Genomic DNA, 12,543 nt, shown 5'->3' with positions numbered 1-12,543 from the left:
GGCGCCTTCGCCCTGTCCTGCCAAAGACCTGGGCACCCCCCACCCCCTTTCGACCGGAAGGCGGCGTCGTGACCGACACCATCCGCATCCCGCGCAGCGAGCTGGACCAGCTCCCGGACCGCGACCCGGAGGAGACCGCCGAATGGCAGGCCTCCCTGGACGCCGTCACCGAGGCGGCAGGTCCGCACCGCGCCGCGTACCTGATGCGCCGCACGCTGGAGCGTGCCGAGGGCGCCGGTCTCGCGCTGCCGAAGCTCCTGGAGACGGAGTACGTCAACACCATCCCGACCGGCGCCGAGCCCGCGATCGAGGGCGACGAGGCGCTGGAGCGCCGGATCACCGCCTGGAACCGCTGGAACGCGGCGGCCATGGTCACCCGCGGCGCGCAGTACGGCGTCGGCGGCCACATCGCCACCTTCGCCTCGGCGGCCTGGCTCTACGAGACCGGCTTCAACCACTTCTTCCGCGGCAAGGAGGGCGGCTCCGGCGACCAGCTCTACATCCAGGGCCACGCCTCCCCCGGCATCTACGCCCGCGCCTTCCTGGACGGCCGCCTCACCGAGACCCACCTCGACAACTTCCGCCGCGAGGCGGGCGGCGAGGGCCTGCCCTCCTACCCGCACCCGCGGCGGCTGCCCTGGCTGTGGGAGTTCCCCACCGTCTCCATGGGCCTCGGCCCGCTCTCCGCGATCTACCAGGCGCGCTTCAACCGCTACCTGACCAGCCGCGGCATCAAGGACGTCTCCGACTCGCACGTCTGGGCCTTCCTCGGCGACGGCGAGATGGACGAGCCGGAGTCGACCGCGGCCCTCTCGCTCGCCGCCCGCGAAGGCCTGGACAACCTGACCTTCGTCGTCAACTGCAACCTCCAGCGCCTCGACGGCCCGGTGCGCGCCAACTTCAAGATCGTGCAGGAGCTGGAGGCCCAGTTCCGCGGCGCGGGCTGGAATGTCGTCAAATCGCTCTGGGGATCCGCCTGGGACGAGCTGCTGCGCCTGGACACCACCGGCGCCCTGGTCCGCCGCCTGCGCGAGGTGCCGGACGCGCAGGTGCAGACGTACCAGACCCGGGACGCCGCCTATATCCGGCAGGACTTCTTCGGCGCCGAGCCCGCGCTCGCCGAGCTGGCGAAGCTGCTGAGCGACGACAAGATCCTGGAGTGCTTCCACTTCTCCCGCGGCGGCCACGAGCCCCGCAAGGTCTACGCGGCCTACCGCGCGGCGCTCGCCCACAAGGGCGCGCCGACCGTGATCCTCGCCCAGACGGTCAAGGGCCACACCCTCGGCACCGGCTTCGCCTCGAAGAACGCCAACCACCAGATGAAGAAGCTGACGGTGGACGAGTTCAAGACGATGCGCGACGTCCTCGAACTCCCCATCCCGGACAGCGCCTTCGCCGACGGCCGGGTCCCCTACGGCCACCCGGGCACCGAGGCGCCGGAGGTCCGCTACCTCCAGGAGCGCCGCGCCGCGCTCGGCGGCCCGGCCCCGGCCCGCCGCACCCACCCGGTGCCCGCGCTGCCCGCCCCCGCCGAGAAGACCTTCGCCGCCTTCGACAAGGGCTCCGGCAGCCAGTCGGTGGCGACCACGATGGCCCTCGTACGGCTGCTCAAGGACCTGGTCCGCGACAAGGAGTCCGGCCGCCGCTGGGTGCCGATCGTCCCGGACGAGGCCCGCACCTTCGGCATGGAGTCGCTCTTCCCCTCGCTCGGCATCTACTCGCCCAAGGGGCAGACGTACGAGCCGGTCGACCGCGACCAGCTGATGTACTACCGCGAGGCCGCCGAGGGGCAGATCCTCAACGAGGGCATCACCGAGGCCGGTTCGATGGCGGACTTCATCGCCGCCTCGACCTCGTACGCCACGCACGGCGAGCCGATGATCCCCTTCTACATCTTCTACTCGATGTTCGGCTGGCAGCGGACCGCCGACCAGATGTGGCAGCTCGGCGACCAGCTCGGCCGCGGCTTCCTCGTCGGCGCCACCGCGGGCCGCACCACCCTGACCGGCGAGGGCCTCCAGCACGCCGACGGCCACTCCCCGGTGATCGCGGCCACCAACCCGGCGGCGCTCAGCTACGACCCGGCCTTCGCCTACGAGGTCGCCGCGATCGTCAAGGACGGACTGCGCCGGATGTACGGCGAGGCCGCCCCCGGCGAGGACCGAGACGTCTTCTACTACCTCACCGTCTACAACGAGCCGCTGCCCCAGCCGGCCCGCCCCGAGGGCGTGGACGAGGGCATCCTGCGCGGCCTGTACCGCTTCAACACCGCTCAGTCGGCGGGCCTGACCGTCCCGGAGAACGCCCCCCGCATCCAGCTGCTCGGCTCGGGCACCGCGATCCACTGGGCCCTGACGGCGCAGCGGCTGCTCGCCGAGGAGTGGGGCGTGGCCGCGGACGTCTGGTCGGCGACCTCCTGGAGCGAGCTGCGCCGCGACGCCCTGGAGGCCGACGAGGCCCTGCTGCGCGGCGAGGTCCGGGTGCCCTACGTCCGGCAGGCCCTGGAGGGCGCGCCCGGTCCGGTGCTCGCGGTCAGCGACTACATGCGGCAGGTGCCGGACCAGATCGCGCAGTGGGTCGAGCAGGACTACAGCTCGCTCGGCGCGGACGGCTTCGGCCTCTCCGACACCCGGGAGGCGGCCCGCCGCCACTTCGGCGTGGACGCGGAGTCGATCGTCGCGGCGGCGCTGGCGCAGCTGGCCCGCGGCGGCGAGGTCCGCGCGAGCGCGGTGAAGGAAGCCCGCGAGCGGTACGGCCTGTAACCGCACGCCCGCGCCGGAGGGGCCGTCCCGTAGGGGGGCGGCCCCTCCGCCTGCGTGCGGCGGCCCGGCCGGGGCGGGGCCGCGGCTCAGGCGTGCTCGGGGACCTCGTCCTTGAGGGAGGAGCGGATCTGCTGCCGCAGGTCGAGGCTGTCGGCGTGCTGGTGCACGGAGACGGCGTGCTCGGTGGCGGCGCGGACCACTTCCTCCTCCTCACCGGAGATGGTGAGCGTGCATCCCGATTCACTGGGGAAGTCCCGGCAGTCCACTACTTTCCGCATGACACACCTCTTCGGCTCGACTGACCTTCCTCCCTTTTCAGGCTATACCCGCCTAATTCACATAAAGGGTGCCGTCATGTACTCCGGTCCCACCGGGCAGCTCACATGACTAGCGCGGTTCCGAGTGCGCCGCCCCCCGCCAGGGACGATGCTGGACCCGTGATGGACGAGACGGAGTTCTGGGAGATCGTGGACCGCACCCGCGAGGCCGCGGGGGGCGATCCCGAGGAGCACGCCGACCTCCTCGTCGACCGGCTGCTCGGCCTGGACCCGGACGCCGTCCTCGACTTCGCCCGCCACTTCGAGTCCCGCTACCACCGCGCCTACCGCTGGGATCTGTGGGGCGCCGCCTGGGTGCTGCTCGACGGGGTGAGCGACGACGCCTTCGACTTCTTCCGCTGCTGGCTCATCGGCCAGGGCCGGGAGGTCTTCGAGGGCGCCCTGCACGACCCGGACTCCCTCGCCGACCTCCTCGACACCTTCGACGAGGAGACCGACGGCGACGGCGAGGACCTCGGCTACGCCGCCGACGAGGCCTACGAGCAGCTCACCGGCACCGTCGCCCCCGACCTCGGACTCCCGGCCGCCCCCGAGGAGCCGGAGGGCACCGCCCTCGACTTCGAGGACGACGCGGTGCTCGCCGCCCGCTACCCGCGCCTGTGGGAGCGCTTCGGCGGCTGAGGACTCCGGCCCCGTCCCGCGACGGCGAGGCTCAGGCCCCCGGGTCCCCTTCCGCCCCCGTCTCCGTCTCCACGCCTGCGCCCTCGCCCTCTTCCTCATCCGTGTCGTAGGCGTAGAACCGGGTGTGGTCCAGCATGTCCGCCGGGGTCACGTCGCCCCAGGGCCGCATCGGTTCCTCCAGGCTGACGACATCCCGGGTGGGCCGCCGCGGCAGATAGCCGGAGCCGGGGTGCAGGCGCTGCCAGTCGGCCCAGAGCTTGTCGATGAAGCAGTGGTGCAGCCAGAAGACCGGGTCGTTCGGCGAGGCACCGGTCGCCATGTGCCCGTCCACCCACTGGTGGATTCGGTTGTGCAGATCGACCCCGCGCCAGCCCTCCAGCTGGTTGCGGAAGCCGTCCGCGCGGCTGTGCCAGGGGGACTGGTCGTAGGTGGACAGGGCCAGTACGGAGTCCAGCTCGGCCCGGGTCGGCAGCCGTACGCCGCCGGCCCCGAGCGAGCGGCGCAGGAAGTCCCGCGAGTCGACCCGGACGCTGATCCGCCACCGGCCGCCGCCGCGCGCGAAGGGGCCCGTCGTCACCTGGCCGTCGGCGGCCCGCCCGGTGCCGCCGAGGAAGTCCTCGGTCCACGGCGCCGCCTCGGGGTCCTGGTCCACCGTCCAGTCCCAGTAAGGGAGTTCGACCGCGTCGTCGATGCCCCGCAGCTCCTCCTCGAAGTCCAGGAGGAAGCGGCGGTGCCAGGGCAGGAAGGACGGGCCGCGGTGCGCCACGCGCGGCCCGTCGTCGGTGTCGCTCATCACGAACTCCTGGTGCGTGCGCACGAAGCGGTCGTAGCGGCCGCGGCGTTTGAGGGCGAGCACGGCCTCGACGAAGTCCTGCTTCTCGGCATCGGTCAGCGTCGCCTGGTTCTTGCGCATGGTGCGTCTTTCCTGTCCTCGGCGGGGGTCAAGCGAGCGGTATGAGGGCGGCGCCGTCGAGCGCGTCGACGGCGCCGCGGGCGAGGGCGCGGAGGTCGTCGTAGGTCTGGTAGTGGTTGACCACGCTGATCCAGCTCCCGTCGGCGTTCCGCATGAGGTGCAGGTCCCTGCCGTCGACGAGGACCCGCGCGCCGCCGCCGTGCCGGTCGTGGCCGTGGCCGCCGGAGCGGTGGTGCTCGCGGCCGGGCCCGTGGTGGGCCACCGGTTCCGTCCAGCCCTGGATGCGGCGGCCCCGGTACACCTCGTCGAAGCGCATCGGCCCGTCGGGCGCCGCCCGCCCGGCCGGTCCGTTCTCCGGCAGCGCGGCCAGGGCCAGCGGGGTCGCGGCGGCCAGACCGGCGAGGGCGAGGCCCGAACCGATCAGCATCCGGCGCCTGTTGGGGTGGGCGGCGTGCCGCACCGCGTGATGTCCGTCCATGTCCTGGTTCCTCATCCCTTTCGCAGACACATCGTCAGCAATGCCATGATCGAAAGGGGAACCTGAGGCTTTGATGAGGAGACGGCCCCGCGCCCGTGACACCGGTCACCCGCCCCGCCGGTGGCGGCGAGGACCCGTTCCCCGCCCGCCCCGACCGGGAAAGGGGCGGGAACTCGCCGTACGCGACGGCCTGTTGGTCGGCCCCCGCGCGGCCCGGATGCGCAAGGATGCCCTCATGCGCATCGCGGTCGCCGGCTCGTCCGGACTCATCGGCACGGCACTCGTACGTTCCCTGAACAGCGAAGGACACGAGGTGGTCCGGCTGGTCAGGCGGGAACCCAGAGCGGGCAACGAGGTCCGCTGGGACCCCGCGGCCGGGCGGCTCGAAGCGGCCGGACTGGCGGGCTGCGAGGCGGTGGTGAACCTCGCCGGTGCCGGGGTGGGCGACCACCGCTGGACGCCGGAGTACAAGCAGCGGATCCACGACAGCCGGGTGGACAGCACCGCCACCCTGGCCACGGCCCTCGCCGCGCTCTCCCCCGGCGAACGCCCCCGGGTCCTCGTCAACGGCAGCGCCATCGGCTATTACGGGGACACCGGCGCCCGCATCGTCAACGAGGACTCCCCGGCGGGCGAGGGCTTCCTGCCGGAGCTGTGCGTGGAGTGGGAGGGCGCCGCGGCACCGGCCGCGGAGGCGGGCGTACGGACCGTGTTCGCCCGCACCGGCCTGGTGGTCTCGCGCGAGGGCGGCGCCTGGCAGCGGCTGATCCCGCTCTTCCGCGCCGGGCTCGGCGGCCGGATGGGCAACGGCCGCCAGTTCTGGAGTTTCATCGCCCTGCACGACGAGGTCGCGGCCCTGCGCCATCTCATCGACGAGGAAAGCCTGTCGGGCCCGGTGAACCTCACGGCCCCGCACCCGGTGACCAACGCCGAGGCCACCCGGGCGATGAGCCGGGTCCTGCGGCGGCCCGCGCTCCTTCCCGCCCCGGCCCCGGCCCTGCGCCTCGTCCTCGGCGAGATGGCCGGCGATGTCCTGGGCGGCTCCCGCGTCCTGCCCACCCGCCTCAACGACTCCGGCTTCCGCTTCGCCTTCCCGCACATCGAGGAGGCGATCCGGGCCGCTCTGGACTGAGGCTTCCGGGGCCGGATCGCTCGACACCCGCCCTGGAGTGAAACTCTCGGGCCCGGACCGGTCTGCCGTACCGGCAAGAGGGTCCTGATCACCCGCCGGGCCGCTCGACTCGCGGGCCGGTGGCGCCGCGCTCTCCGCGTACCGCGATGCCCGTTCCCGGCAACGCGGACAACGGCCCCCGCCGGAAGGCAGGGGCCTCGCGCTCGTCCGGGAGCGGCTACCGCTCCAGCTCCTCCTGCTTCAGGGCGAGGCCCAGACCGAAGAACGTCGGCGCCCACTCCCCTACGAAGATGCCCCACCGGTCGGCGCGGTCCACTCCGGCGGACTCGCCCTTCATGGACCCCGCCCACGACAGGAACGACAGGCCGACGGAGACCACCGCCGCCGTGTAGGCGTGCTCGCTGCGCAGGCCCAACTCGTACAGTTTCTTGATCATGCGGACTCCTCGGCTGCTGCCGGAGATGTGCAGGACCCTCCCCACACTCCGCCCCGCCCGGCGGCGCGACCAGGCAGTCCCCGCCAAACGAGTGAGGGGCTTCCGGGCGGGGGCACCTGTCGCGCGGGCGGGGTCGTCTACCGCATCAGAGGCGCTGCCGAGCGGGGGCCTCGCGCGGAGCGAGCGAGGTCGAGTTCGTCCCCCCCCCCCCCCCCCCCCCCCCCCCCCCCCCCCCCCCCCCCCCCCCCCTGGCCGGATCCGATGCGCCTCGCCGCGGCCCGAATCCGACCGCCGCCGCCCGCAGTCCGACCGCCACGGCCGACGCCCGTCGCCACCGGCCGGATTTCGGCGGCCCCGGCCCGAAGCCCCGCCACCACAGGGGGGCGCGCAGCAGGATTGACACGCCCCCGCGCACCTCAGTGCGAGCCCCCTGTGCCACCGTGCCCGGTCGGTGCGCGACCCCCGGTGCGGGGCGGCTGTCCTTACCCTCATGGCCGGACCCGGGTATCGGGCTGACCAGTTGGGGGCATGAGGTTCCCACCAGCCGCCCGGCGTCAGGGAGGGGCACGTGCGAGAGCCGTCGGATCGTGCGGATGTCGTCATCGTGGGAGCCGGGATAGCCGGGCTCAGCGCCGCCCACCGGCTGACCTCCGCGGGCTTACGGGTCCGGGTCCTGGAGGCCGCTCCCGAGGTGGGCGGCCGGATGTCCACCGAACTCCTCGACGGCTTCCGGCTCGACCGGCTCGGGCAGCTGCTGTGCGCCTCGTACCCGGAGCTGCACCGCAACCCGGCGCTCGCGGAACTGGTGCTGCGCCCGTTCGCGCCGGGGGTCCTGCTGCACAGCGGCGGCCGCCACCACCGGGCCGGGGACTTCGCGGGGGTGCGCGGCGGCCGGGGCGCGCTGTCCACCGCGCGCGCCCTCGCGCCCCGGGTGCCGCGCCCGCGGCTGCCGGGGTCGGCCTTCTCGCCCGCGGGCGGGCCGCTCGGCCAGGCCCGGCTCGGCGCCGCCCTCGCCCGGCTCGCGGCGACCGGGGTCCCGGAGCTGCTCGCCCGGCCGGAGGCGCCCGCCGCCGAGGCGCTGCGGGCGCGCGGACTGCCGCCGAAGACCATCGAGGGCTTTGTGCGCCCGCTGCTCGCCGCGCTCCTCGGCGACCCGGACCTCGGCACCTCCAGCCGCGCGGCCGACCTCGCCCTGTACGCCTTCGCGCGCGGCCCGCTCTGCCTGCCCGAGGGGGGCGCCGCCGAGCTGCCCCGGCTGCTCGCCGCCGCCCTGCCGCCCGGCACCGTACGGACCTCGGTACGGGTCACCTCGGTCTCGGCGGACCGGGTCGGCACCGCCGAACACGGGCGGCTGCGCTGCCGCGGCGTCCTGGTGGCCACCGGCGCGCGCAGCGCCGCCGCGCTCCTGCCGGGGCTGCGCACGCCCGGCTTCCATCCGCTGACCGTGGTCCACCACACCGCCGAGACGGCCCCGCCGACCGGGCCCGCACTGCTGCTCGACGCGGACCGGCGGGGCCCGGTGGCGCACACCGCGGTGGTCAGCGAGGTCGACCCCAGCCGCGCCCCGGCGGGCCGCCCGCTGATCTCCTCGACCGTGCTCGGCACCCCGCCGGACCGCACCGCGAAGGGCCTCGACGCCGCGGTACGCAGGCATCTCGCCCTGCTGTACGGCACCTCCACCGCCCGCTGGGAACTCCTCGCCGTGCACCACACCCCCGACGCCGTCCCCGCGATGCCGCCGCCGCACGACCTGCGCCGGGCGGTACGGCTGCTCGCGGGGCTCTATGTCTGCGGCGACCACCGCGACACCAGCACCGTGCAGGGCGCGCTGCACTCCGGCCGCCGCGCGGCCCGGGCGATCCTCGGCGACCTCGGCGTCCGGCCGGTCGCCGCCGAGGAGCCGGTGCCCGCGATCGCCTGAACCGGCCGCGGGCACCGGGCAGTTCGGCCGCGCCACGGCGGCAGGCCAGCGCCGCGGCCGCCTCAGCCCGGAGCCGTGGGGCGCTGGCTCAGCCCGGAACCGTGGGGCCGCCTCGGCCCGGTGCCGTGGGGCCGCCTCAGCCCGGTGCCATGGCGCTGGCTCAGCCCCGAGCCCTGGGCGCGCCTCAGCCCGGTGCCGCAGCAGCCCCGACCCGGCGCCTGCCCCGCCTCAGCCCAGCGCCGCCACCCGGTCCCGGTACCCCCGTACCGGCGGCGCGTCGCGGAAGGGCTCCAGCCTGCGTTCGAACTCCCGCACGTACTCCACGGCGCGGACCGAGCGCATGTCGGCGGCCTGGTGGGCGGCCTCCGCGCCGAGGGCGCAGGCCTGGTCCAGCTCGCCGAGGCCGAGCCGGGCGGAGGCGAGGACGACCCGGCAGAAGAGGCGGCTGCGGGCGAAGCCGGGAGCGTGCAGGTCCAGGGAGCGCTCCGCGTGCAGCGCGGAGGTGCGGAACTGCTGCAGGTCCCGGTGGCAGTGCGCGAACTCGTCGGCCAGCTGGCCCTCGTCGAACATCCGCGCCCAGTACGGGACTTCGTCGCCCTGCTTGGCGGAGGACAGCGCGTGCTCGGCGCGCACCAGGCTCGCCGCGCAGGCCCGGCTCTCCCCGAGCACCCCGTGCGCCCGGGCCTCCGCCGCGTGCAGCAGGGCCTGGACCAGCGGCGGCACCGAGGACCCGATGCCCTGCTGCGCGACCCGGGCGAGCTGCACGGCCTCCCGCCCGTGGCCGAGGTAGACCGCCTGCCTGCTCATGGTGACGAGTACGTAGGCGCCGTACGCCCGGTCGCCCGCCGCCTGGGCGAGCCGCAGGGCCTGCACGAAGTACCGCTGGGCGAGGCCGTGGGCGGCGATGTCGTAGGAGGTCCAGCCCGCGAGGCGGGTGAGGTCGGCGACGGCGCCGAAGAGCCGGCGGCCGGTCTGCTCGCCGTAGCTGCCGCGCAGCATCGGCTCCGCCTCGTGCTCCAGGTAGCGCACCAGGGCCTGCCGCGCGTGGCCGCCGCCGTAGGCGTGGTCGAGGGTGCGGAAGAGCTCGCCGACGGAGCGCAGGGCGGCCACGTCACCGCTGGTGACCCGCTGGCCGGGGCCGCGCTCGGGCCCGCCGCGGGGGCGGGGCACCGGAGCCCTGCTGCCCTGCGCGGGGACCCGGGGGGTCTGCTCGCCGCGGGCCACCCGGTCGTCGGGGCGGCCGATCAGCCAGTCCCGGCTCGGCACCACGAGGCCTGCCGGGGAGAAGGCGATCTTGCGCAGCTCGGCATGGCTGCCGGAGTCCTTGCGCCACAGACCGCCGACGATCTCCACGGCCTCCTCGGGGGTGCCCGCGAACTCCAGGCCCGCGTAGACGGGGGAGCCCGCGTCCAGGCCGAGGTCCTGGGCGGTGAGGCGGCGGCCGAGGCGGCGGGTGAACACCTCGGCGATCAGGGCCGGGGTGGTGCCGCGGGGCTGCTGTCCGCGCAGCCAGCGGGTGACCGAGGTCTTGTCGTACCGCAGGTCGAGTCCGTGCTCCAGGCCGAGCTGGGCGACGCGGCGGGCCAGTCCCGCGTTGGAGAATCCGGCCTCGGCGATGAGCGCGGCGAGCCGTCGGTTCTGCGGTCGCTGCGGGGGTTGTTCCGTCATCAGCTGTGCGGTCTCCTGCCTTCCGGGCCGGGGGGTGTCACGGGTAGGGCCTGCCCGGCGGGACCGGGTCGATCCGTAGGAGGCGCGCGGCGCGACCACCGGGCCGGGAGCGGCCGCGGCACGGTCGGCACCGCGGCCTCGCGAACGGCGCGAATGTAACGCTGCGCAATTTCCGCCCCGCCGCTTTCGCCCCTTCTTCATCCGTTCGTGTGAGGATTGCCCCGAGTTCTGACGCGGCGGCCCGGGTCGTACAGTGGCGGGGGCCGCTCCTTCGTACCCGGGGCGGGCGAGGTTTCGAGGAAGAAGGCACGGCGGTGAACGAACTGCGATTCGTCCGGATGGGCTTCGGTGCCGAGTCCGTCGGCTACCCCGAGGCGCTCGCCGAGCAGCGGCGGGTGCACGCCCTGCGGGTGGCCGACGAGATACCGGACACCTGTCTACTGCTGGAGCACCCGGCCGTCTACACGGCGGGCAGGCTCACCAAGGACGACGAGCGGCCCTTCGACGGCACCCCGGTCATCGACGTGGACCGCGGCGGCAAGATCACCTGGCACGGCCCCGGCCAGCTGGTGGGCTATCCGATCACCAGGCTGCCGAACACCCGGGACGTCATCGGCCATGTGCGCCGCCTGGAGGAGGCGCTCATCCGCACCTGCACCGAGCTGGGGCTTCGGACCAGCCGGGTGGAGGGCCGCAGCGGGGTGTGGGTGCTCGGCGAGGCCCGGCCCGCCCCGGCGCCCGGACCCGGCGGCCTCGCCCTGGACCTCGCGCCCGGCCTCGACCGGCCGGTCCGCGCCACCTCCGAGTACAACCCGCGGCTCAACGGCCCGGAGTACGCCCCCTCCAACGCGGGCCAGCGCGGCGAGGACCGCAAGGTCGCCGCCATCGGGATCCGGGTGGCGCGGGGCGTGACCATGCACGGCTTCGCGCTGAACGTGAACCCGGACAACACCTTCTTCGACCGGATCGTGCCCTGCGGCATCCGCGACGCGGGCGTCACCTCGCTGGCGAACGAGCTCGGCCGCGACATCACCCTGGCCGAGGTCCTGCCGCTGGTGGAGAAGCACCTGGCCGAGGTCCTCGACCCGGCCGCGCTGCGGGCCGCCGCCGGAGCGGATCTGGCGGCCACGACCGCCCCCTGATCCCCGGGCGGCGGAATGAACCCGCGCTGGCAGAGGTTGGCCGGGTGAGAAGACCGCATAATCACGGGCGTACCCTTGGGGTGCACCGAGGAATCCAAGCCACATCAGGCCGAGCAAGGCGCCGGGAACCGGCGTGGAAGCCCACGAAGCTACAGGGAGCCGCAGTGTCCGCAGTCTCACCCGACGGACGCAAGATGCTGCGCCTGGAGGTCCGCAACAGCCAGACCCCCATCGAGCGCAAGCCCGAGTGGATCAAGACACGGGCGAAGATGGGCCCCGAGTACACCGCGATGCAGAAACTCGTGAAGAGCGAGGGCCTGCACACGGTCTGCCAGGAGGCGGGCTGCCCCAATATCTACGAGTGCTGGGAAGACCGCGAGGCGACCTTCCTGATCGGCGGCGACCAGTGCACCCGGCGCTGCGACTTCTGCCAGATCGACACCGGCAGGCCCGAGGCCCTGGACCGCGACGAACCGCGCCGGGTGGGCGAGTCCGTGGTCACCATGGACCTGAACTACGCCACCATCACCGGCGTCGCCCGCGACGACCTCGAGGACGGCGGCGCCTGGCTGTACGCGGAGACGGTGCGCCAGATCCACGCCCAGACCGCGGAGCGCGAGAGCGGCCGCACCAAGGTGGAGCTGCTGGCCCCCGACTTCAACGCGGTGCCCGAGCAGCTGGCCGAGGTCTTCTCCTCCCGCCCCGAGGTCTTCGCCCACAACGTCGAGACCGTCCCGCGCATCTTCAAGCGCATCCGCCCCGGCTTCCGCTACGAGCGCTCCCTCGACGTGATCACCAAGGCCCGCGAGTACGGCCTGGTCACCAAGTCGAACCTGATCCTCGGCATGGGCGAGGACCGCGCCGAGATCAGCGAGGCGCTGCGCCAGCTGCACGAGGCGGGCTGCGAGCTGGTCACCATCACCCAGTACCTGCGCCCGAGCGTGCGGCACCACCCCGTCGAGCGCTGGGTGAAGCCCGCGGAGTTCGTCGAGCTGAAGGACGAGGCCGAGCAGATCGGCTTCTCCGGCGTCATGTCCGGCCCGCTGGTCCGCTCCTCGTACCGCGCGGGCCGCCTCTACCAGATGGCCGTGGAGAAGCGGGGCTCGTACGTGGCCTCGCAGGCGGTCTGACC

General features: G+C 74.1%; 11 protein-coding genes. 6 read left to right on the top strand and 5 right to left on the bottom strand.

The features are described 5' to 3' along the window. The first annotated feature begins 68 nt into the window (after positions 1 to 68). Entirely contained in the window at positions 69 to 2,762 is a 2,694-nt protein-coding gene (aceE, locus tag MID12_RS25470; protein WP_040254242.1) for a pyruvate dehydrogenase (acetyl-transferring), homodimeric type, read from the top strand. A gap of 86 nt (positions 2,763 to 2,848) precedes the next feature. Here the strand turns inward: aceE and MID12_RS25465 are convergent, their stop codons facing one another. After that, positions 2,849 to 3,040, bottom strand: a complete 192-nt coding sequence (locus MID12_RS25465) for a DUF1059 domain-containing protein (protein WP_040254241.1) — start codon at positions 3,038 to 3,040, stop codon at positions 2,849 to 2,851. Positions 3,041 to 3,202: 162 nt separating this feature from the next. Between MID12_RS25465 and MID12_RS25460 the strand changes: the two genes are divergently transcribed. Beyond that, positions 3,203 to 3,721, top strand: a complete 519-nt coding sequence (locus MID12_RS25460; RefSeq protein ID WP_040254239.1) for a DUF4240 domain-containing protein — start codon at positions 3,203 to 3,205, stop codon at positions 3,719 to 3,721. 31 nt (positions 3,722 to 3,752) lie between these two features. Here MID12_RS25460 and melC2 read toward each other — a convergent pair whose 3' ends face one another. Together melC2 and MID12_RS25450 are read right to left on the bottom strand one after the other, a co-directional pair. Beyond that, positions 3,753 to 4,634 (bottom strand): tyrosinase MelC2, encoded by an 882-nt coding sequence (gene melC2 / locus MID12_RS25455; protein WP_263170947.1) that lies wholly within the window; start codon positions 4,632 to 4,634, stop codon positions 3,753 to 3,755. 28 nt (positions 4,635 to 4,662) lie between these two features. Further along, positions 4,663 to 5,112 carry a tyrosinase cofactor gene (locus MID12_RS25450; RefSeq protein ID WP_263170945.1) on the bottom strand — a complete coding sequence of 150 codons (450 nt, stop codon included), beginning with the start codon at positions 5,110 to 5,112 and terminating at the stop codon, positions 4,663 to 4,665. Positions 5,113 to 5,347: 235 nt separating this feature from the next. Here MID12_RS25450 and MID12_RS25445 point away from each other — a divergent pair, with 235 nt between their 5' ends. Then, positions 5,348 to 6,244, top strand: coding sequence for a TIGR01777 family oxidoreductase (locus tag MID12_RS25445; RefSeq protein WP_263170944.1), 897 nt, complete (start codon positions 5,348 to 5,350; stop codon positions 6,242 to 6,244). 217 nt (positions 6,245 to 6,461) lie between these two features. On the opposite strand, the gene MID12_RS25440 is transcribed toward MID12_RS25445, so the two are convergent. Beyond that, positions 6,462 to 6,680, bottom strand: coding sequence for a hypothetical protein (locus MID12_RS25440; RefSeq protein ID WP_040254237.1), 219 nt, complete (start codon positions 6,678 to 6,680; stop codon positions 6,462 to 6,464). A gap of 568 nt (positions 6,681 to 7,248) precedes the next feature. On the opposite strand from MID12_RS25440, the gene MID12_RS25435 reads away from it, so the two are divergent. Beyond that, the gene (locus MID12_RS25435) at positions 7,249 to 8,601 is read left to right on the top strand and encodes an NAD(P)/FAD-dependent oxidoreductase (RefSeq protein WP_263170943.1); all 1,353 of its coding nucleotides are present in this window, start codon (positions 7,249 to 7,251) and stop codon (positions 8,599 to 8,601) included. A 228-nt stretch (positions 8,602 to 8,829) separates the two neighbouring features. On the opposite strand, the gene MID12_RS25430 is transcribed toward MID12_RS25435, so the two are convergent. Next, the gene (locus tag MID12_RS25430; RefSeq protein ID WP_040254233.1) at positions 8,830 to 10,269 is read right to left on the bottom strand and encodes a hypothetical protein; all 1,440 of its coding nucleotides are present in this window, start codon (positions 10,267 to 10,269) and stop codon (positions 8,830 to 8,832) included. A 314-nt stretch (positions 10,270 to 10,583) separates the two neighbouring features. On the opposite strand from MID12_RS25430, the gene lipB reads away from it, so the two are divergent. Both lipB and lipA read left to right on the top strand, forming a co-directional pair. After that, on the top strand, positions 10,584 to 11,411 hold the full coding sequence (lipB, locus tag MID12_RS25425; protein WP_040254231.1) for a lipoyl(octanoyl) transferase LipB: 828 nt from the start codon (positions 10,584 to 10,586) through the stop codon (positions 11,409 to 11,411). Between the two features lie 164 nt (positions 11,412 to 11,575). Continuing rightward, entirely contained in the window at positions 11,576 to 12,541 is a 966-nt protein-coding gene (lipA, locus tag MID12_RS25420) for a lipoyl synthase (RefSeq protein WP_263170942.1), read from the top strand. Positions 12,542 to 12,543 lie beyond the last annotated feature (2 nt).

This window comes from Streptomyces sp. SCSIO ZS0520, from assembly GCF_025643355.1.
In the GTDB taxonomy this organism is placed as follows: Bacteria; Actinomycetota; Actinomycetes; order Streptomycetales; family Streptomycetaceae; genus Streptomyces; species Streptomyces physcomitrii.
Note: the sequence above shows the minus strand (reverse complement) of the source record. Positions and strands in the feature narration are given on the sequence as shown.

Bases quoted from the DNA above. Each gene is read 5' to 3' on its own strand.
- MID12_RS25465 (WP_040254241.1), bottom strand. From the start codon at position 3,040: ATGCGGAAAGTAGTGGACTGCCGGGACTTCCCCAGTGAATCGGGATGC.
- MID12_RS25460 (WP_040254239.1), top strand. From the start codon at position 3,203: ATGGACGAGACGGAGTTCTGGGAGATCGTGGACCGCACCCGCGAGGCC.
- melC2 (WP_263170947.1), bottom strand. From the start codon at position 4,634: ATGCGCAAGAACCAGGCGACGCTGACCGATGCCGAGAAGCAGGACTTC.
- MID12_RS25450 (WP_263170945.1), bottom strand. From the start codon at position 5,112: ATGGACGGACATCACGCGGTGCGGCACGCCGCCCACCCCAACAGGCGC.
- MID12_RS25445 (WP_263170944.1), top strand. From the start codon at position 5,348: ATGCGCATCGCGGTCGCCGGCTCGTCCGGACTCATCGGCACGGCACTC.
- MID12_RS25440 (WP_040254237.1), bottom strand. From the start codon at position 6,680: ATGATCAAGAAACTGTACGAGTTGGGCCTGCGCAGCGAGCACGCCTAC.
- MID12_RS25430 (WP_040254233.1), bottom strand. From the start codon at position 10,269: ATGACGGAACAACCCCCGCAGCGACCGCAGAACCGACGGCTCGCCGCG.